The organism is Variovorax sp. GW821-FHT10B04, assembly GCF_059415645.1.
This window is the reverse complement of the sequence record NZ_JBWKNQ010000005.1, coordinates 41,730-60,489: the sequence shown is the minus strand read 5'-3', so window position 1 is coordinate 60,489 and position 18,760 is coordinate 41,730. Positions and strand designations below refer to the sequence as shown.

General features: G+C 64.0%; 18 protein-coding genes. 11 read left to right on the top strand and 7 right to left on the bottom strand.

Features of this window, described 5'->3' with window-relative positions:
- The first annotated feature begins 144 nt into the window (after window positions 1–144).
- Window positions 145–702 carry an HNH endonuclease gene (locus tag AC07PZ_RS14255; RefSeq protein WP_495295760.1) on the top strand — a complete coding sequence of 186 codons (558 nt, stop codon included), beginning with the start codon at window positions 145–147 and terminating at the stop codon, window positions 700–702.
- Window positions 703–761: 59 nt separating this feature from the next.
- On the opposite strand, the gene AC07PZ_RS14250 is transcribed toward AC07PZ_RS14255, so the two are convergent.
- The 3 genes from AC07PZ_RS14250 to AC07PZ_RS14240 form a co-directional block, all read right to left on the bottom strand.
- Entirely contained in the window at window positions 762–2,141 is a 1,380-nt protein-coding gene (locus AC07PZ_RS14250) for an alpha/beta fold hydrolase (protein ID WP_495295759.1), read from the bottom strand.
- Window positions 2,142–2,284: 143 nt separating this feature from the next.
- Window positions 2,285–3,400, bottom strand: coding sequence for an acyl-CoA dehydrogenase family protein (locus AC07PZ_RS14245; RefSeq protein WP_495295758.1), 1,116 nt, complete (start codon window positions 3,398–3,400; stop codon window positions 2,285–2,287).
- A 10-nt stretch (window positions 3,401–3,410) separates the two neighbouring features.
- Complete coding sequence (locus AC07PZ_RS14240) at window positions 3,411–4,592, bottom strand: acyl-CoA dehydrogenase family protein (RefSeq protein ID WP_495295757.1); 1,182 nt, start codon at window positions 4,590–4,592, stop codon at window positions 3,411–3,413.
- 207 nt (window positions 4,593–4,799) lie between these two features.
- Here AC07PZ_RS14240 and purN point away from each other — a divergent pair, with 207 nt between their 5' ends.
- Complete coding sequence (gene purN / locus AC07PZ_RS14235; RefSeq protein WP_495295756.1) at window positions 4,800–5,399, top strand: phosphoribosylglycinamide formyltransferase; 600 nt, start codon at window positions 4,800–4,802, stop codon at window positions 5,397–5,399.
- Window positions 5,400–5,414: 15 nt separating this feature from the next.
- Here the strand turns inward: purN and AC07PZ_RS14230 are convergent, their stop codons facing one another.
- Window positions 5,415–5,651, bottom strand: coding sequence for a DUF1653 domain-containing protein (locus AC07PZ_RS14230; protein WP_495295755.1), 237 nt, complete (start codon window positions 5,649–5,651; stop codon window positions 5,415–5,417).
- Between the two features lie 54 nt (window positions 5,652–5,705).
- Between AC07PZ_RS14230 and AC07PZ_RS14225 the strand changes: the two genes are divergently transcribed.
- The gene (locus AC07PZ_RS14225; protein WP_495295754.1) at window positions 5,706–6,977 is read left to right on the top strand and encodes an RsmB/NOP family class I SAM-dependent RNA methyltransferase; all 1,272 of its coding nucleotides are present in this window, start codon (window positions 5,706–5,708) and stop codon (window positions 6,975–6,977) included.
- A gap of 130 nt (window positions 6,978–7,107) precedes the next feature.
- The gene (locus AC07PZ_RS14220; protein WP_495295753.1) at window positions 7,108–8,322 is read left to right on the top strand and encodes a DesA family fatty acid desaturase; all 1,215 of its coding nucleotides are present in this window, start codon (window positions 7,108–7,110) and stop codon (window positions 8,320–8,322) included.
- A 183-nt stretch (window positions 8,323–8,505) separates the two neighbouring features.
- On the opposite strand, the gene rpmG is transcribed toward AC07PZ_RS14220, so the two are convergent.
- From rpmG to trxB, 3 genes are all read right to left on the bottom strand, one after another.
- Window positions 8,506–8,679 carry a 50S ribosomal protein L33 gene (gene rpmG / locus AC07PZ_RS14215; protein WP_296306076.1) on the bottom strand — a complete coding sequence of 58 codons (174 nt, stop codon included), beginning with the start codon at window positions 8,677–8,679 and terminating at the stop codon, window positions 8,506–8,508.
- 11 nt (window positions 8,680–8,690) lie between these two features.
- On the bottom strand, window positions 8,691–8,924 hold the full coding sequence (gene rpmB / locus AC07PZ_RS14210; RefSeq protein ID WP_028251282.1) for a 50S ribosomal protein L28: 234 nt from the start codon (window positions 8,922–8,924) through the stop codon (window positions 8,691–8,693).
- 251 nt (window positions 8,925–9,175) lie between these two features.
- Window positions 9,176–10,135 (bottom strand): thioredoxin-disulfide reductase, encoded by a 960-nt coding sequence (gene trxB / locus AC07PZ_RS14205; protein WP_495295752.1) that lies wholly within the window; start codon window positions 10,133–10,135, stop codon window positions 9,176–9,178.
- Window positions 10,136–10,301: 166 nt separating this feature from the next.
- Here trxB and AC07PZ_RS14200 point away from each other — a divergent pair, with 166 nt between their 5' ends.
- From AC07PZ_RS14200 to AC07PZ_RS14170, 7 genes are all read left to right on the top strand, one after another.
- Window positions 10,302–10,976 carry a Crp/Fnr family transcriptional regulator gene (locus tag AC07PZ_RS14200; protein ID WP_495295751.1) on the top strand — a complete coding sequence of 225 codons (675 nt, stop codon included), beginning with the start codon at window positions 10,302–10,304 and terminating at the stop codon, window positions 10,974–10,976.
- A gap of 121 nt (window positions 10,977–11,097) precedes the next feature.
- The gene (locus AC07PZ_RS14195; RefSeq protein WP_495295750.1) at window positions 11,098–13,488 is read left to right on the top strand and encodes a DNA translocase FtsK; all 2,391 of its coding nucleotides are present in this window, start codon (window positions 11,098–11,100) and stop codon (window positions 13,486–13,488) included.
- A gap of 23 nt (window positions 13,489–13,511) precedes the next feature.
- On the top strand, window positions 13,512–14,144 hold the full coding sequence (gene lolA, locus AC07PZ_RS14190) for an outer membrane lipoprotein periplasmic chaperone LolA (RefSeq protein ID WP_495296121.1): 633 nt from the start codon (window positions 13,512–13,514) through the stop codon (window positions 14,142–14,144).
- A gap of 63 nt (window positions 14,145–14,207) precedes the next feature.
- Window positions 14,208–15,500, top strand: coding sequence for a replication-associated recombination protein A (locus AC07PZ_RS14185; RefSeq protein WP_495295749.1), 1,293 nt, complete (start codon window positions 14,208–14,210; stop codon window positions 15,498–15,500).
- 268 nt (window positions 15,501–15,768) lie between these two features.
- On the top strand, window positions 15,769–16,698 hold the full coding sequence (locus AC07PZ_RS14180) for a branched-chain amino acid ABC transporter permease (RefSeq protein ID WP_495295748.1): 930 nt from the start codon (window positions 15,769–15,771) through the stop codon (window positions 16,696–16,698).
- A gap of 12 nt (window positions 16,699–16,710) precedes the next feature.
- Entirely contained in the window at window positions 16,711–17,889 is a 1,179-nt protein-coding gene (locus AC07PZ_RS14175) for a branched-chain amino acid ABC transporter permease (RefSeq protein WP_495295747.1), read from the top strand.
- Window positions 17,890–17,908: 19 nt separating this feature from the next.
- A complete protein-coding gene (locus AC07PZ_RS14170; protein WP_495295746.1) occupies window positions 17,909–18,679 on the top strand; it encodes an ABC transporter ATP-binding protein in 771 nt (256 codons plus the stop codon).
- The last annotated feature ends 81 nt before the right edge of the window (window positions 18,680–18,760 follow it).

Here is an 18,760-nt window from a genome sequence, read left to right as displayed (position 1 = left end):
GCATGCCCGCTGGACGGGCAACGCAAAGCATATCTGTCATAAAGCCGGTATATTGTGACGCACTGCGTCAGCGTGCGTGCCGTACCGGTTTGCATGCCGACCCTGGTCTTTCCGAGTTTCTTCCCTGTTTTGAGGAGGCGAGTGGTGAAGGTCTTGAAGTTGTCTGCCCAAGGGCTGCCCCAGTCGTGGATCACGCTGGAACAGGCCGTGATCCACTACGCGGCGGACGAGGTGCGCTGGGAAGTCGGCGCGCAGGTCGCCGTGTTTCGCGGCGGTCACAATGCGGTGACCGGCAAGCAGTCGCAGATTGCGATCAACAGCATCATCGGCACCAAGGGCGTGCCGCGCATCAACCCCTTCAACCAGCGCCCGGGTCTCACCAACAGCAAGCTGTTCTCGCGCGATCGCAACGTTTGCGCCTACTGCGGCGGTCATTTCCACGAAGACGAACTCACGCGCGAACACATCATTCCGTTCGCGCAGAACGGCATCGACGTCTGGATGAACGTCGTCACGGCCTGCAAGCCGTGCAACCATCGCAAGAGCAGCCGCACGCCGGAGCAGGCGAACATGCCGCTGTTGTACGCGCCGTACGTGCCCAGCCTCTGGGAGGACTTCATCCTGCGCAACCGCCGCATCCTGGCTGACCAGATGCAGTTCTTGATGGCGCACCTGCCGCAGAGTTCGCGCCTGCACAACTGACGAACGCAGAGCGCTGCACTGGCGATCGCGACGGCTGTCGTTTCCAACGCCGCTGTCGGTCAATAGCTCAGTTCGAGCACGGTCACGTGCCCGCTGGCCAGCGGCCAACTCTGTCCGGCCAGCCGCTCGCCGTTGAAGTCCGCAAGCACGGCACGGGGTGTGGCGTCCGTGAGCCGCAGCTTTGCACTCGCGACACCGGCACCGCGTGCCGGCACGCCGGGCAGCACTGCGCTGCCGTCCAGGCGCATCGTGTCGCGCTGCGCGTCGAAGTAGCCGCGCGGTCGCGTGAGGACCACAAGCGCAGGCGCATCGCGGTCCGCGGCGGCGACACGTTCGGGCCGCATCTGCACGACCGCGCTCGAACGTGCAAAAGGGCTGCGATAGATATGCGTCGTGTCGTAGCCGTCTGCGGCGATCACGAATTCGAAGGCCGTGCCCGAGGCCGCGGCAAATGGTCCCCAGCGGCCGTCGGCGCCGATCGTCTGTTCCCAGGCGGCCGCGCCGCGACGCAGGCCCGTCGCCGGATCGACCGCGAACACGCTGAGGTGCGCGCCGGGCAGTGGCAGGTTGTTCGTGAAGTTGCCGCTGGTCGGCCGCAGCGAATCGGTACCCAGGCCGGTGATGCGGCCGGACAGCGTGATCTGTGCCTCCGGTATCGGCTGCAGCGTGGCCGGCGCGCTGCCGGTCAGAAAGCGCCAGGTGGCGTCGAACGCTGCCGGCGAAAAGGAGGTCTCGCGGTGGTCGGCGCGCGGGAGCACGACGTTGGTCGCGCCCTTCAGTGCCGGTCCGTCGTAGCCGATGTTCGTCGCCTTGCCCGGTGCGCCGAGCCACAGGCCGTCAGGCTGGGCGTACTTGTCGTTGTTGTCGGAGCGCAAGGTGAGCCAGCGTACGCCAGGCGTGACCTCGTCGCCGGCCGGACCCTTCGGCGCGTTCAGTGCCTGGATGAAGGGCGATAACGCGGAGAACTCACTGCCCTCGTTGAAGCCCTTGATCGCCCAGATGCCGTGCGCCGGGTTGCCACCCAGCACGACGTGGCTGACCACCTGGTCGCCACCGCCGTTCTGCACATAGTTGCGGATGGCGTTGCCGCCGCGGGAATTGCCGATCAGCACGACCTTGCGGGCGCCCGTCGCCTTCAGGACGCCGTCGACCTCCGCCTTCAGGAACGCCATGGATTCGGCCGTCGAGCTGCGTCCGGGCTGCGCCACGGCGTCGTTGTCGCGTGCGAGCGGCATCGGCTGGTCGAAGGCGAACAGCCGCTCGCGCGGCCAGCCGTTCGATTCGAAACGCCAGATCGTCGTCTGCCAGAGCGCAGCCGAATCTCCGTTGCCGTGAACGAACACGATCGGCGGCCGCGCGTCGAGCGACGGTGCAGCTGCGCAGGCGGCAAGAAGGGTCGAGGCGATGCCCATGGCGATGAGTGTGCGGCGCGAATGCATGTGCAAGCTCCATTCCAACGTGAAAAAAGCGCCCGAAGGCGCTCAGCTCGATCCAGCTGCCAGCCCGCCATTCCCAGGGTGCCGCGAACCGGTTTTGCCGGACCGCTGGTGTTGTCCCGGGAAGGCGGGTGCGCAGTGCCCGATTAATTGAACACGCCGGCCGTGTCCTGCAGCCGTGCCGACACTTCGCCGAGCTGATGCATCGAATCGCCGAAGGCGAATTCGAGCTGGGTCAGCTTGCGGAAATAGTGGCTGCCGATGTATTCATCGGTCACACCGATACCGCCATGCAGTTGCACGGAGTTCGCCGCCACATAGCGCATCGACACGCCGAGCTGGTATTTGGCACGTGCCAACGCCTGGCGACGTTCGCCGGCCGGCGCGTTGAGCTTGAGCGTGGCGTAGTAGCTCATCGAACGTGCGAGTTCGAGCTGCATCTTCATGTCCGCCACCCGGTGGCGCAGCGCCTGGAAGCTGGCGATCGTCACGCCGAACTGCTTGCGCTGGTTCAGGTACTCCACCGTGACGTCGAGCGTCTTGTCCAGCACGCCGACGCCTTCTGCGCAGGTCGCCGCGATGCCGATGTCGATCGCGTGCTCGAGCGCCGCCAGGCCATCGGCGGTGACCAAGGTGCCGGCCGCCTTGTCGAACACGACTTCGGCGGCGCGGCTGCCGTCCTGCGTGCCGTAGCCGTGGGCCACGACGCCGCTCGCGCTGCGTTCGACGAGGAACAGGGCGATCTTGCCGTCGACCTGCGCCGGAACGAGATAGGCGTCCGCTTCGTCGCCCACCGGCACCAGGCTCTTGTGTCCGGTGACCGTCCAATCGGCGCCAGCTTTCGTCGCGGTGGCTGCGCACACATCGAGCCGATAGCGCGCCTTGCGCTCCTGATGCGCCAGCACGACGATCGCCTGGCCACCGGCGATGCGCGGCAACCATGCTTCCTTCAGTTCGGTGCCGGCGTAGCCGCTCAGCACGCCGCCGGCGATCAAGGCCTGAGCGAAGGGCTCGAGCACGATGCCGCGACCGAGTTCTTCCATCACGACCATGCCCGCGACCGGGCCCATGCCGAGACCGCCGTCCTCTTCGGAGATGTAGAGGCCGCCCAGTCCCAGCTCAGCGAGTTCGTCCCAGGCCTCGCGCGAGAAACCGCCCTTGGCTTCGATGCCGCGACGGCGTTCGAAGGCGTAGCCCTTGTCGACCCACTTGCGCACTGCGTCGCGCAGCTGTTCCTGGTCGTCCGAAAAATTGAAGTCCATGTGTGTCTCCTCAGCCCAGAACCGTCTGCGCGACGATGTTGCGTTGAACCTCGTTCGAGCCGCCATAGATGGTGGTCTTGCGCATGTTGAAGAAGGTCGATGCGAGTGGCGCCAGCGCCGGATTGCCACCAGGGAAGTCGCCTTGCCAACCGGCGTGCATGGCTTCGCGGATCAGCGGCAGGGCATACGGGCCGCCGGCCAGCAGCATCAGTTCGGCATACCGCTGCTGGATCTCGCTGCCGCGGATCTTGAGCAGGCCGGCGACGTCGAGCGAGTTCTTGCCCGACGTGGCGGCGGACAGCACGCGCAGCACCATCATCTCGAGCGCGACGACATCGACTTCGAGCTTGGCGATCTCGTCGCGGAAGCGCGGGTCGTCGTAGACGCCCTCGCTCTTGGCAATGCGTTTCAGCCGCTCGAGCTCGCGCTTGGCACGATTCACGTCGGCGATGTTGGTGCGTTCGTGCGACAGCAGATGCTTGGCGTAGGTCCAGCCCTTGTTCTCCTCGCCGATCAGGTTCTCCGCCGGCACCTCGACGTTGTCGAAGAACACCTCGTTGACCTCGAAGCTGCCGTCGAGCAGCTTGATCGGACGCACCGTGACGCCTGGCGACTTCATGTCGAGCAGCAGGAAGCTGATGCCGGTCTGCGGCTTGCCTTCGTTGCTGGTGCGCACGAGGTTGAACATCCAGTCGCCGTACTGGCCGAGCGTGGTCCAGGTCTTCTGGCCATTGACGATGTACTTGTCGCCCTTGCGCTCGGCCTTGGTCTTGACCGAAGCGAGATCGGATCCCGAGCCTGGCTCGCTGTAGCCCTGGCTCCACCAGACTTCACCGCTGGCAATGCCTGGCAGGAAGCGCTTCTGCTGCTCCGCGTTGCCGAAAGCCATGATCACGGGTGCAACCATCACCGGGCCGAAGGGGACGATCCGGGGCGCGCCAGCCAGCGCTGTTTCTTCTTCGAACAGATGGCGCTGCACCGCGGTCCAGCCGGGTCCACCGAATTCCTTGGGCCAGCCGTAGCCGAGCCAGCCCTTCTTGCCGAGGATCTTCGCCCAGCCCTGCAGATCGTCGCGCGTCAATTCGAGCGCGTTGTGGACCTTGTGCGAAATCTCTTTCGGTAGGTTGTTCTTGACCCAGTCGCGAATCTCTTCGCGGAACTGCTGTTCTTCGGGCGTGAAGCTCAAATCCATGCGTGCCTCGCTGTGTTGATGGGGGCCGCGTCGATCGGCGGCGTGTCTCCGGGAAGCCGGAGTTTTAGCACGGTCGTGCGCTAATTGGCTGTCCGCGCGGTGACAAATCGATGCCGCCCGCGTTGCGTCGCACACGACGCCGTGCCGCCATGTGAGCGATCGTCTCCCATGGGACCGCAAGCGGCTCCACGGATAATCCCGCGTCCCATGAAGAACATCGTGATACTGATCTCCGGCGAAGGCTCCAACATGGCCGCCATCGTCCGCGCCGCAAAAAGCGAACGTTGGAACGCGCGATTCGGCGCGCGCATCGCCGCCGTGGTGAGCAATCGCCCGGACGCCGGCGGCCTGGCTTTTGCGGCAGGCGAGGGGCTTGCGACGGCGGTCGTTCCACACAAGGCATTCCCGACGCGGGAGAGCTTCGATGCGGCACTGGCGGCAACCGTCGATGCGCATGCGCCGGCGCTGGTGGTGCTCGCGGGCTTCATGCGCATCCTGACGCCGGAATTCGTGACGCGCTATGAGGGGCGGTTGTTGAACATCCACCCGTCGCTTCTGCCGGCGTTTCCGGGCTTGCACACGCATCGGCGCGCCATCGAAGCGGGATGCCGGGTTGCCGGTGCCACTGTTCACCAAGTGACTGCGGAACTCGACCATGGGCCGATCCTCGATCAGGCCGTCGTGCCGGTGCTGCCTGGCGACAACGCCGACATGCTGGCGCAGCGGGTGCTCTCGCAGGAGCACAAGCTCTATCCGCGTGCCATTGCGGGCTGGCTCGCTGGGACGGCGGCGATCGCCGTCGCCTGAGCTGTCCAGCGAAGGTCAGGCGATGCGCGTGAAGCGCTGCTGCCGGACGCCGTCGATCTCCACGGATTCTTCGAACATGGCGGCGGGGCGCACCCAGAGGCCGCGTTGCCCGTAGAGCGCGCGGTACAGCGTCATCGGCGCCAGCGTTTCGCTGTGGCGCACGGTGCCGATCACCTCATATTCGCCGCCCTTGTAATGCCGGTAGCGGCCTGGTGTCGTCTCGATCAGCGGAGGCAAGTCGTCATCTTTCATGCGCGCGATTCTGCGTGAATGTCGTCTTCGCGGCTTGGCTGAGACAATCGGGCCATGCACCCCAAAGTTTTGCTGGAAGCCACCGCCGACCTGGTCGGCCTGGTTCTTAAATTCGATCACCCGGCCGATCAGGTCGTCTCACGCTTCTTTCGCGAGCACCGCGAGCTCGGGCCACGCGAGCGCGCCACGCTGGCCGAGACGGTCTACACCGTATTGCGCAAGAAGCTCCTGTTCGATCACCTGTCGCCCTCCGGGACGGGGTCGAAGGAGCGCCGGATGGCGATCCTCGGCTTTCACGGTCCGCGCGACTTCCTGAAAAGCGCGCTCAACGACACCGAAAAGCGCTGGCTGGACAACTGCGACGGCGTGAAGCAGGAGGATCTGCTTGAACGCCATCGGCACAACCTGCCCGAGTGGCTGGTGGCACCGCTCAAGGCGCAGCTCGGCACGGGCTTCTGGCCACTGGCAGAAAGCCTTCAGCAACCCGCGCCCCTCGATCTGCGCGTGAATGCGTTGAACGACAAGCGCGCCGATGTGCAGAAGGAGCTTGCTGCAGTGTCGATCAAAGCGGAGGCCACGCCGTTTTCGCCCTGGGGTTTGCGGATCGATGGAAAGCCGGCGCTCACAAAGCTGGACGCTTTCACGCGCGGAGCGATCGAAGTGCAGGACGAAGGTTCGCAACTGCTGGCGCTGCTCCTGGATGCCAAGCGAGGCGAGATGGTGGTCGATTTCTGCGCCGGCGCCGGCGGCAAGACGTTGGCGATCGGCGCCACGATGCGCAGCACCGGTCGGCTCTACGCTTTCGATACGTCGGCACATCGGCTCGATGCGCTCAAGCCGCGGCTCGCACGCAGCAAGTTGTCGAACGTCCATCCGGCCGCCATTGCGCACGAGCGTGACGATCGCATCAAGCGCCTGGCGGGCAAGATCGACCGTGTGCTGGTCGATGCGCCGTGCTCCGGCCTTGGCACTTTGCGACGCAATCCGGACCTGAAGTGGCGGCAATCGGCCAAGGCGGTGGCCGAGTTGACGGAGAAGCAGGCGGCGATCTTGCAGAGTGCTGCGCGGCTCGTGAAGTCTGGTGGTCGGTTGATCTACGCGACCTGCAGTGTGCTGCCAGAGGAAAACGAAGCCATCGCGGAAGCTTTCGCGGCGGCCAACCCCGACTTTGTGGCGGAGGATGCGGGCAGCTTGCTGACGGGCCTCAAGGTGGTCGACGCCGCTCGACTGTGTGCGGGGGGTGAAAGCGGCACGCTTTACCTTCGCCTCTGGCCCCATCTGCATGCGACCGACGGTTTCTTTGCCGCGGTGTGGAACCGCAAGTAGTGCGAGGACTCCAAACAACAGGAAAACGTGCGTTACATCAAGGATTTAGACCCCTTTTCAGGGCCGGACCTTTAAAATCGCACTCGACCTGGAGGCTGCACCTTCGTGTGGCCATGGAGTAAAGATTTCAATGATGCTTCCTGACTCTGCCGTCTTGAACGCGGCCATCGACTGGCTCGGACACGGCTTGTGGGATCTCACGTGGTGGCAGATCGTGTTGTACACGCTCGCCACCACGCATATCACGATCGCCGCCGTCACGATCTTCCTGCATCGCACGCAGACGCATCGTGCAATGGATCTCGGCCCGATTCCGTCGCATTTCTTCCGGCTGTGGCTTTGGCTGGGCACCGGCATGGTGACCAAGGAATGGGTTGCCATTCACCGCAAGCACCATGCAAAGTGCGAAACCGTTGACGATCCGCACAGTCCCCAAGTCAAGGGCATCGATGAAGTGATGTGGCGTGGCGCCGAGCTGTATCGAAAAGAGTCGAAGAATCGCGACACCATCGAGCGTTTCGGCCATGGCACGCCTGACGACTGGCTCGAACGAAATCTGTACAGCCGCTATAGCTGGCAGGGCGTCGGCTTGATGATGGTGTTGAATCTGGCGATGTTTGGTGCGATTGGCTTGGCCGTGTGGGCCGTGCAGATGGTCTGGATTCCGTTCTGGGCTGCCGGCGTGGTGAACGGCATCGGTCACTATTGGGGCTATCGCAATTTCGAGGCGACCGACGCCAGTACCAACCTGATTCCCTGGGGCATCATCATTGGCGGTGAGGAGTTGCATAACAACCACCACACCTATCCGACGTCTGCCAAGTTCTCCGTCAAGAAATACGAGTTCGACATTGGCTGGGTCTACATCAATCTGATGCAAAAAATCGGCTGGGCCAAGGTCAAGAAATTGCCGCCGAGGATGCTCACGGGCGATGTCAAGCCGGTAGCGGACGAAAAGACGCTGGAGGCCGTGATCGCGAACCGTTACGAAGTCATGGCGGGCTATGCACGCGAGATGCGTCGTGTCACCAAGGGTGAGCTGGCCGTGTTGAAGGCCAAGGGGTCTGACCTCTCGGTATTGCGTGCCGCGAAGCGCTGGTTGCATCGAGATGCCGACAAGGTGCCTGCGTCGGCCCGTACGCAACTCGTCCAGGCGCGCGAGGCGCATCCCGTGCTCGACAAGATGGTGACGATGCGTGAAGAGCTGCGCCAGCTTTGGCTCAATACTTCGCATTCCCGCGAACAGCTTGCGTCGGACCTGGCAGCTTGGTGTCACCGTGCCGAAGCGAGCGGCATTGCAGGGCTGCGTGATTTTTCAACGCGGTTGCGCGCGGCGCGTGCGTAATGAAATGATCAATTGATCATCGGCGCGGATAGGTGTCCGCCCCCTCAAAAAAACCGGCCTTGTGCCGGTTTTTTTACGCTCTTTGCAATCAGCAGTTTTTGATTGATGAAGTAAAGAGACGCATCGACAGCACAACAAAAAAACCGCTGGATCGCAGCGGGTTTTTTGAAAGCCAAACCGAAATTACTTCAGCTTGATTTCCTTGTATTCGACGTGCTTGCGCGCCTTCGGATCGAACTTCATGATCGACAGCTTTTCAGGTGTCGTCTTCTTGTTCTTGCTGGTCGTGTAGAAATGGCCGGTACCCGCAGTGGATTCCAGCTTGATCTTTTCGCGTCCGCCTTTGCTTGTTGCCATGATTCAGCTCCTTAAGCTTGGCCGCGTGCACGCAGGTCTGCGAGCACGGCATCAATGCCGTTCTTGTCGATCAGGCGCAGTGCGGCGCTCGAAACACGCAGGCGAACCCAGCGGTTTTCAGTCTCGACCCAGAAACGACGGTATTGCAGGTTCGGCAGGAACCGGCGCTTGGTTTTGTTGTTTGCGTGGGAAACATTGTTCCCGACCATCGGGCCCTTGCCCGTGACTTCACATACGCGTGCCATGTTGGACACTCTTTCTTGAACAGCTGGCACCTCGCACGCGCAACCCTGGAGGGGCCTTGCGGGGTGGTTTGCAGCTTGACCTCGCCAGAAACGGGTGGCGGTACCCCGGATGCCGGGCGCTCAGAATGAGCCCTTTTCGGCAAAGCCTCGGATTATAGCCTTCCACGGCACATGCCGGCAACATACCGAAGTCGGCCGCCAAGCCGACTTCCGACTGAACGGAGCCGACGCGCAGTGCGCGAGCCCGCAGATTACAAGGTGCCGTCCTGCTCCAGGAAGCGTTGCGCGTCGAGCGCCGCCATGCAGCCGGTACCGGCACTCGTGATGGCCTGGCGATAGATGTGATCCTGTACATCGCCGGCAGCAAACACGCCCGGTACGCTCGTCATCGTCGCGAAGCCTTGCAGGCCGGATCGGGTCACGATGTAGCCGTCCTTCATCTCGAGCTGGCCCTGAAAGATGTCCGTATTCGGATGGTGACCGATCGCGATGAAGCAGCCCTTCAAATCGATCTGTTCCGTCTCCCCCGTCAACGTGTTGCGCAGCCGAATACCGGTGACGCCGGTGCTGTCGCCGAGCACCTCGTCGAGCGTGTTGTGCACCTTCAGCTCGATCTTGCCTTCGGCCGCCTTCTCATGCAGTTTGTCCACGAGGATGGGCTCTGCCTTGAATTTGTCGCGGCGGTGGACCAGGGTGACCTTGCTTGCGATGTTCGAGAGATACAACGCTTCTTCGACGGCAGTATTGCCTCCGCCGATCACGCACACTTCCTGTTCCCGGTAAAAAAAGCCGTCGCAGGTCGCGCAGCCCGAGACGCCGCGGCCCATGAAGTTCTGCTCCGATTCCAGCCCCAGGTATTTGGCCGATGCGCCGGTGGCGATCACCAGCGCGTCGCAGGTGTAAGTGCCGCTGTCGCCGGTGAGCGTGAAGGGGCGCTTGCTGAAGTCGACCTTGTTGATGTGATCGAACACGATTTGTGTCTTGAAGCGCTCAGCATGTTCCAGAAAGCGCTGCATCAATTCAGGGCCCTGCACGCCGTGAATGTCAGCAGGCCAATTGTCGACCTCGGTGGTGGTCATGAGCTGACCACCCTGAGCGATGCCGGTGATCAACAGCGGTTGCAGATTGGCGCGGGCCGCATAAATGGCGGCCGTATAGCCAGCGGGGCCGGACCCGAGGATCAGAACCTTGGCGTGTTGTGTAGAAGACATGGTAAGAAGCCTGGGAGTGACACGTGTTCAGCGTGTACATTTTGAGGGTGATTGTTAGGGAGTATCACCCGAGGGGCGCTGGCCGGCCCGAGAGTGTTTTCAATACGCGCGATTGTATTTATCCATGAATGTGGACAAGAGCCAAGTGCGCATCAGGGAATGATGAATGTCGATGCTGTCCAACCTCGAATTGCTACGACGCGTGCCGTTGTTTTCTGCGTTGACGCCAACGCAGTCGGCTCACATTGCAGACGCTATCGTCAAGCGACGGTTCAAGCGCGCCGAGAACGTGGTGGAGCAGGGCAAGAAATCGGACGCGCTGTACATCATCCTCACCGGGCGCGCGCGCGTGGTGAGCTCCGACGGGCGAGGCCGTGAGGTGATCCTGGCGACCCTGCATCCTGGTGACTACGTCGGTGAAATGAGCCTTATCGACGACGAACCGCACTCGGCGACGGTGCGCACGGAGGTCCAGACCGACGTTCTGGTGCTCGACCGCGATGCCTTTTCGCGCTGCCTGCCTGAAAACTCGTCGATGGCGCACAACATCATGCGTGGGCTCGTTCAGCGCCTGCGCAATGCAGACCGAAAAATCGAGTCGCTCGCACTGATGGATGTCTACGGCCGCGTGGCACGCTCGCTGATTGAATTTGCCGTCGACGACGGTACCGGCGATCTGAAGATCCGCGACCGGATCTCGCGGCAGGATCTGGCGAAAATGGTCGGAGCTTCTCGGGAAATGGTGAGCCGCGTCATGAAGGATCTGGAGGAGCGTGGCTTTGTCCAGACGCTTCCCGACGGCTCCATGCTGGTCAAGGACCGGCTTTCTTCACTCACCTGAGCGGGATTTCGCAGGAGGCCATGGCGGCGGCTGCTCCACAGCCGCCGTTGGGGCGTCGGCGTTTCCGTTGTAGTCTTCGTTTGCCCCCGCAGCCTGACCGCGGGCAGGTGCCGTGCCTTTCATGACCTATTCACTGAACACACTTCAATCCTCCACTGCCACGCCACCCGTTCGATTGCGGGCGATGCGTTTCGCCCAGGAGATCTCGCTGATCGTCGGCTTTGCCGTCCTGCTCTTCTGGCTGCTCGCAATGCTGAGCTTCACGCCGTCCGATGCGGCCTGGTCGACCTCAGGCTCCGGCGGCGAGGTCAAGAACTGGGGGGGGCGCATTGGTGCCTGGGTTGCCGATGGCAGCTACTTCATGGCGGGCTACTCGATCTGGTGGTGCCTGGCCGCCGGCATGCGCGTCTGGCTGTCGTCGCTGGCCGGTTGGCTGCGTGGCGGAGAGGCCGCGGGGACCAGTGCGGACACGACGCCACGAGGGCGTTTCAACCGAAGTCGGCTGGCTTTCTGGCTGGGTTTGCTGCTGCTCCTCTGCGCGAGTGCCGTGCTTGAGTGGTCGCGCCTCTACCGCCTCGAGTTCCGGCTGCCAGGACATGGCGGTGGCGTCCTCGGCTATCTGGTCGGGCCGCCCAGCGTCAAGTGGACCGGATTCACGGGTTCCGCGCTGATCGCGATTGCCGCGGGTGTGGTGGGCTCCGCACTGGTTTTTCGTTTTTCGTGGAGCCAGATCGCCGAAGCCATCGGCGCGCGGGTTTACTCGCTGTTCGAGACGCGGCGCGAGAAGCGCGAGATTGCGCAGGATCTGGCGATGGGCCGGCAGGCCGCCCGGGAGCGGGAAGAGCTTGCTGCCGGTGACCGCGTATTCGACGAGCCGACCGAGCCGGTACTCGAAGGCGAAGCACCGCCGGCTGCGCCGCGTCCGAAGCGTCGCCCGGCAGCGCCACCGGTCCAGATCGAGCCGGCACTGACCGAACTTCCAGCGAGCGACCGCGTCGTCAAGGAGCGCCAGAAGCCGCTGTTCCGCGAGCTCCCCGACAGCAAGCTGCCGCAGGTCGATCTGCTGGATGCAGCACAGGCGCGGCAGGAGACGGTGTCCAGCGACACGCTGGAGATGACCTCGCGGATGATCGAGAAGAAGCTCAAGGACTTCGGCGTCGAGGTCCGCGTCGTGCTGGCCTCGCCGGGCCCGGTGATCACGCGCTACGAGATCGAGCCGGCCACCGGCGTCAAGGGCTCGCAGATTCTCGGCCTTGCCAAGGATCTGGCGCGGTCGCTGTCCCTCGTGTCGATCCGCGTGGTCGAGACCATTCCGGGCAAGAACTACATGGCGCTCGAGCTGCCGAACGCCAAGCGCCAGTCCATCAAGCTGAGCGAGATCCTCGGCTCGCAGATCTATCACGAAGGCAAGTCGATGCTCACCATGGGCCTCGGCAAGGACATCATCGGCAATCCGGTGGTCGCGGATCTGGCCAAGATGCCGCACGTGTTGGTGGCGGGCACCACCGGCTCGGGCAAGTCGGTGGGCATCAACGCGATGATCCTGAGCCTCCTCTACAAGGCCGAGGCGCGCGATGTGCGCTTGCTGATGATCGACCCGAAGATGCTCGAAATGTCGGTCTACGAAGGCATTCCGCATCTGCTGGCGCCGGTCGTGACCGACATGCGGCAGGCCGCGCACGGCCTGAACTGGTGCGTGGCCGAGATGGAGCGCCGCTACAAGCTCATGAGCAAGCTGGGCGTGCGCAATCTGGCCGGCTACAACACCAAGATCGACGAGGCGAAGGCGCGCGAGGAGTTCATCTACAACCCGTTCAGCCTGACGCCGGACGATCCGGAACCGCTGCGCCGCGAGCCGCACATCGTGGTGGTGATCGACGAGCTCGCCGACCTGATGATGGTGGTCGGCAAGAAGATCGAGGAGCTCATCGCACGACTCGCGCAGAAGGCGCGGGCTGCAGGCATCCACCTGATCCTGGCGACCCAGCGGCCCAGCGTCGACGTGATCACCGGCCTGATCAAGGCCAACATCCCGACGCGCATCGCGTTCCAGGTGTCCAGCAAGATCGACAGCCGCACCATCCTCGACCAGATGGGCGCCGAGGCGCTGCTCGGCATGGGCGACATGCTCTACATGCCGAGCGGTACCGGCTTGCCGATCCGCGTGCACGGTGCCTTTGTCAGCGACGAGGAGGTGCATCGTGTGGTGGCTTACCTCAAGTCACAAGGGGAGCCGGACTACATCGAAGGGGTGCTCGAAGGTGGAACTGTCGATGGTGACGGCGATCTGAATGGAGACGGTGGCGATGCCGAGAAGGATCCGATGTACGACCAGGCGGTCGAAGTGGTCCTGAAGAATCGCAAGGCCAGCATCTCGCTGGTGCAGCGTCACCTGAAGATCGGCTACAACCGCGCCGCGCGGCTGGTCGAAGACATGGAAAAGGCCGGGCTGGTCAGTTCGATGAGCACCAGCGGCCAGCGCGAAATCCTGGTGCCTGCGCGCACCGAATGACCGGACTGATGGGACCCCAACGAATGCTGAAGAAATTGCTTGCTGTTTCCTTGATCGCCATCGCCGGCAGTGCGTTGGCCGGTGGCATGGAAAGCCTGGAGTCTTTCGTCAAGACTGCGAAGTCGGGCCGTGCGGACTTCACGCAGACTGTGACTGCACCCTCGCGCGAAGGCCAGCCGGTGCGCACCAAGACGTCCAGCGGCACCTTCGAATTCCAGCGGCCGGGCCAATTCAAGTTCGACTACCGCAAGCCCTTTGCGCAAAGCATCGTGGCGGACGGCCAGAATCTCTGGCTGTACGACGCCGAACTGAATCAGGTGACGCAGCGGACCCAGTCGCAGGCGCTGGGTTCGACACCGGCTGCGCTCATCGCATCGGCGTCCGATCTGACGGCGCTGCAGGCCGATTTCACCCTGGAGGCGGCGCCGGAGCGCGACGGCCTGCAATGGGTCAAGGCCACGCCGAAGACGAAGGACGGTCAGTTGCAGAACGTGCAGGTCGGCTTCCAGGGCGATGCGCTCGCGGCGCTGGAGATCCTCGACAGCTTCGGCCAGCGGTCGGTGCTCAAGTTCAGCAAGGTCGAAGTCAATCCGGCGCTCGGTGCTGGCACTTTTGCGTTCAAGACGCCAGCCGGCGCCGACGTGATCAAGCAGTAAGGCTTCGGGTCTCGGCGGTCGGCGGCGCGCCGAGCGCTTGCCAAGCGAGAATCCGCCCCCGCCATGGCCAATTCCAACCATATTCCCCTTGCCGAACGCCTGCGTCCCAAGACGCTGGGCGAGGTGATCGGCCAGCAGCACCTGCTCGGCCCGGGCATGCCGCTGCGCATTGCCTTCGAATCCGGCCAGCCGCATTCATGCATCCTCTGGGGGCCGCCCGGCACCGGCAAGACCACCATCGCGCGGCTGATGGCGGATGCCTTCGACGCGCAGTTCCTCAGCATCAGTGCGGTGCTGGGTGGCGTGAAGGACATCCGCGAAGCCGTCGAGCGGGCGACGATCGCACGCGACGGGCTCGAGCAGCGCCGCACCATCGTGTTCGTCGACGAAGTGCATCGTTTCAACAAGAGCCAGCAGGATGCGTTTCTGCCGCACGTCGAGTCGGGTCTGTTCACCTTCATCGGCGCGACCACCGAGAACCCTTCTTTCGAGGTCAATTCCGCCTTGCTCTCGCGGGCGGCGGTGTACGTGCTGCAGTCACTGGCCGAGGACGACCTGAAGCAGATCGTGGCGCGTGCGCAGCAGATCGGCGCCGTTCCGGCGATCGAGGACAAGGCGGTCGACCGGCTGGTCGCCTATGCCGACGGCGACGCACGCAGGCTCCTCAACACGCTCGAAACACTGGCCGTCGCGGCGGGTGCCGAGAAGCTCGATGCGATCGGCGATGACTGGCTCCTGCGCGTGCTGGGCGAGCGCATGCGGCGCTACGACAAGGGCGGCGAGCAGTTCTACGACACGATCAGCGCGCTTCACAAATCGGTGCGCGGCAGCGACCCGGATGCGGCGCTGTACTGGTTCGTGCGCATGCTCGATGGCGGTGCGGACCCGCGCTACATGGCGCGCCGGCTGGTCCGCATGGCGACCGAGGACATCGGGCTGGCCGATCCGCGCGCGCTGCGGCTCGCACTCGATGCAGCCGAAGTCTACGAGCGGCTGGGTTCGCCCGAAGGCGAGCTGGCGCTGGCCGAATGCGTGGTCTATCTCGCCATCGCGCCCAAGTCGAACGCGGTCTACAAGGCCTACAACGAGATGCGCGCCTTCATCAAGAAGGATGGCACGCGGCCGGTGCCGATGCGCCTGCGCAACGCGCCGACCAAGTTGATGAAAGAGCTCGACTACGGCAAGGGCTACCGTTACGCGCACGACGAGGAGGGCGGTTTCGCCGCGGGTGAGAACTACATGCCGGACGGCATGGAAACGCCCCCGTTCTACCGGCCGGTCGAGCGCGGACTGGAGATCCGCATCGCCGAGAAGCTGCGCGAGCTTCGTCGACTCAACGACGCCGCCAGCACCTGACCCGTGCCGCATGGCGGCACGCTTGGAATGCCTTCTGGCGTCCATTCACGCTGCGCATGACCGTGCGCCGAAACGGCATGAGCGAAGCGGGAAAACCCTGTCCCATGCTCTGCGGCGGCCTCGTCGGCCCTGACTACAATCCCGCCGACAAACCCCTGGCGGCACACGCTGGCGGGTTTTTTGCTAGATGGGCTGACAGTGCCGATCCGTTGCACTTGATGAGGAAAGCACCACACCCGGGTGCAATCACACAGAGGGAATTCTCGTTATGGAAATATTGCTGCAGCAGATCATCAACGGTCTGGTTCTCGGCAGCATGTATGCCTTGATAGCCCTGGGCTACACCATGGTGTACGGCATCATCAACCTCATCAATTTCGCGCACGGCGAGGTGCTCATGGTCGGCGCGCTGACCAGCTGGACCGCGATCGGGCTGATGCGTGACGCCATGCCCGGCGCACCCGGCTGGCTGATCCTCCTGCTGGCGCTGATCATCGCCTGCGTGGTGGCCGCCACGCTCAATTTCGTGATCGAGAAGGTCGCGTACCGGCCGCTGCGCAACAGCCCCAAGCTGGCGCCGCTCATCACGGCCATCGGCATGTCGATCCTGCTGCAGACGCTGGCGATGATCATCTGGCGCCCGACCAACAAGGCGTACCCGACCCTGCTGCCCAGCGAGTCGATCGTCGTCGGCGGGGCGTCCATTTCGCCGACGCAGATCATGATCCTCGTGGTCACCGCGATCTCGCTGGCCATCCTGACCTGGCTGGTGAACTACACCAAGCTCGGCCGCGCCATGCGCGCCACGGCAGAAAATCCGCGGGTCGCCTCGCTGATGGGCATCCGGCCCGACATGGTGATCTCGGCGACCTTCATCATCGGTGCCGTGCTGGCCGCCATCGCGGGTGTGATGTACGCCTCGAACTACGGCATCGCGCAGCACGCAATGGGCTTCGGCCCCGGTCTCAAGGCCTTCACTGCGGCCGTCTTCGGCGGCATCGGCAACCTGGCTGGTGCGGTGGTCGGCGGGATCCTGCTGGGCCTCATCGAAGCCATCGGCGCCGGCTACCTGGGCACGGTCACCGGCGGCGTGCTCGGCAGCCAGCACAGCGACATCTTCGCCTTCGTGATCCTGATCCTGACGCTCACCGTGCGGCCATCGGGCCTGCTGGGCGAACGCGTGGCCGACCGCGCCTGAAGGAGCACGCACATGAAAAGCAAGAACATCATCGTCTTCCTGGTCGCCGCCGTCGCCCTGCTGGCGCTGCCGCTGCTGCTGCAGACCCAGGGCAATGCCTGGGTCCGGATCGTCGACATCGCGCTGCTCTACGTGATGCTGGCGCTGGGCCTGAACATCGTCGTGGGCTATGCGGGCCTGCTCGACCTGGGCTATGTCGCCTTCTTCGCGATCGGCGCCTACCTGTACGCACTGCTCGGCTCGCCGCACCTGACCGACACCTTCCCGGCCATCAAGGCGATGTTCCCGGGCGGGCTGCATGCGCCGCTGCTGATCGTGATCCCGTTGGCATTGGTGCTGGCCGGCATGTTCGGCGTGCTGCTCGGCGCACCGACGCTGCGTCTGCGCGGCGACTACCTCGCGATCGTGACGCTCGGCTTCGGCGAGATCATCCGCGTGTTCCTGAACACGCTCGACCATCCGTACAACGTGACCAACGGCCCCAAGGGGCTGGACGCCATCGATCCGGTGCACTTCTGGGGCCTCAATCTCGGCAAGCCGTACAAGATCGGCGACTACACGATCTCTTCGGTCTCGCTGTACTACTACCTGTTCCTGGCGCTGGTGATCCTCACCGTGATCATCTCGCACCGGTTGCAACTGTCGCGCGTCGGTCGCGCCTGGATGGCGATCCGCGAGGACGAAATCGCAGCCAAGGCGATGGGCATCAACACCCGCAACATGAAGCTGCTGGCCTTCGGCATGGGTGCCAGCTTCGGCGGCGTGTCGGGCGCGATGTTCGCGTCGTTCCAGAGCTTCGTTTCGCCCGAGTCGTTCAGCCTGATGGAGTCCGTGATGATCGTCGCGATGGTCGTGCTGGGCGGCATCGGCCATCTGCCGGGCGTGATCCTGGGCGCCGTGCTGCTCGCGGCCCTGCCCGAAGTGTTGCGCTACGTCGCGGGTCCGCTGCAGGCGATGACGGACGGCCGGCTCGATGCGTCGATCCTGCGCCAGCTGTTCATTGCGCTGGCCATGATCGTGATCATGCTGGTGCGGCCGCGCGGCTTGTGGCCGTCACCGGAGCACGGCAAGTCGCTGCGCCGCAAGGGCGGCGACGCCACGCCGGTGACGCCTCTCGACGCACCCGGCATCGACAGCCCCGCCGACGAGGTGCCGGGTTCGGCTTCGCGTCCGATGTCGATCAACCCCTGAGATGGATGGAGCAACAGACATGACGGAAACCATCCTCGAAGTCCGCGGCATTTCCAAGCGCTTCGGCGGGCTGCAGGCCCTGTCGGACGTCGGCATCAAGATCCAGCGCGGCCAGGTCTATGGCCTGATCGGCCCGAACGGCGCCGGCAAGACGACCTTCTTCAACGTGATCACCGGGCTCTACACGCCCGACAGCGGCAGCTTCGAACTGGCCGGCAAGCCCTACCAGCCGACCGCCGTGCACGAGGTGGCCAAGGCCGGCATTGCACGCACGTTCCAGAACATCCGGTTGTTCGCCGACATGACGGCGCTCGAGAACGTGATGGTCGGGCGCCACGTGCGCACCCATTCGGGCGTGATCGGCGCGATCCTGCGCACCGGCAGCTTCAAGGCCGAAGAAGCCGCCATCGCGCAGCGTGCGCTGGAACTGCTCGACTACGTGGGCATCGGCAAGTTCGCCGACTACAAGGCGCGCACGCTGAGCTATGGCGACCAGCGCCGGCTCGAGATTGCGCGTGCGCTCGCCACCGACCCGCAGTTGATCGCGCTCGACGAGCCCGCAGCCGGCATGAACGCGACCGAGAAAGTCATGCTGCGCGAGCTGATCAGCCGCATCCGCAAGGACAACCGCACCATCCTGCTGATCGAACATGACGTGAAGTTGGTGATGGGCCTGTGCGACCGCCTCACGGTGCTCGACTATGGCAAGCAGATCGCCGAGGGCACGCCCGCGGAAGTGCAGAAGAACGAGAAGGTGATCGAGGCGTACCTCGGCACCGGCGGCCACTGATGGCTCGCCCCCAGGTCGCGCTCACTTCGTGTAGCGCTCCGCACCCCCTGCCGGGGGCAATACCAGCGGCCCGGCAGAGCC

What these genes read in the sequence shown, in the direction of transcription:
- AC07PZ_RS14250 (WP_495295759.1), bottom strand. Translation starts at nt 2,141, where the DNA reads ATGCATTCGCGCCGCACACTCATCGCCATGGGCATCGCCTCGACCCTT.
- AC07PZ_RS14245 (WP_495295758.1), bottom strand. Translation starts at nt 3,400, where the DNA reads ATGGACTTCAATTTTTCGGACGACCAGGAACAGCTGCGCGACGCAGTG.
- AC07PZ_RS14240 (WP_495295757.1), bottom strand. Translation starts at nt 4,592, where the DNA reads ATGGATTTGAGCTTCACGCCCGAAGAACAGCAGTTCCGCGAAGAGATT.
- purN (WP_495295756.1), top strand. Translation starts at nt 4,800, where the DNA reads ATGAAGAACATCGTGATACTGATCTCCGGCGAAGGCTCCAACATGGCC.
- AC07PZ_RS14230 (WP_495295755.1), bottom strand. Translation starts at nt 5,651, where the DNA reads ATGAAAGATGACGACTTGCCTCCGCTGATCGAGACGACACCAGGCCGC.
- AC07PZ_RS14225 (WP_495295754.1), top strand. Translation starts at nt 5,706, where the DNA reads ATGCACCCCAAAGTTTTGCTGGAAGCCACCGCCGACCTGGTCGGCCTG.
- AC07PZ_RS14220 (WP_495295753.1), top strand. Translation starts at nt 7,108, where the DNA reads ATGATGCTTCCTGACTCTGCCGTCTTGAACGCGGCCATCGACTGGCTC.
- rpmG (WP_296306076.1), bottom strand. Translation starts at nt 8,679, where the DNA reads ATGGCAACAAGCAAAGGCGGACGCGAAAAGATCAAGCTGGAATCCACT.
- rpmB (WP_028251282.1), bottom strand. Translation starts at nt 8,924, where the DNA reads ATGGCACGCGTATGTGAAGTCACGGGCAAGGGCCCGATGGTCGGGAAC.
- trxB (WP_495295752.1), bottom strand. Translation starts at nt 10,135, where the DNA reads ATGTCTTCTACACAACACGCCAAGGTTCTGATCCTCGGGTCCGGCCCC.
- AC07PZ_RS14200 (WP_495295751.1), top strand. Translation starts at nt 10,302, where the DNA reads ATGTCGATGCTGTCCAACCTCGAATTGCTACGACGCGTGCCGTTGTTT.
- AC07PZ_RS14195 (WP_495295750.1), top strand. Translation starts at nt 11,098, where the DNA reads ATGACCTATTCACTGAACACACTTCAATCCTCCACTGCCACGCCACCC.
- lolA (WP_495296121.1), top strand. Translation starts at nt 13,512, where the DNA reads ATGCTGAAGAAATTGCTTGCTGTTTCCTTGATCGCCATCGCCGGCAGT.
- AC07PZ_RS14185 (WP_495295749.1), top strand. Translation starts at nt 14,208, where the DNA reads ATGGCCAATTCCAACCATATTCCCCTTGCCGAACGCCTGCGTCCCAAG.
- AC07PZ_RS14180 (WP_495295748.1), top strand. Translation starts at nt 15,769, where the DNA reads ATGGAAATATTGCTGCAGCAGATCATCAACGGTCTGGTTCTCGGCAGC.
- AC07PZ_RS14175 (WP_495295747.1), top strand. Translation starts at nt 16,711, where the DNA reads ATGAAAAGCAAGAACATCATCGTCTTCCTGGTCGCCGCCGTCGCCCTG.
- AC07PZ_RS14170 (WP_495295746.1), top strand. Translation starts at nt 17,909, where the DNA reads ATGACGGAAACCATCCTCGAAGTCCGCGGCATTTCCAAGCGCTTCGGC.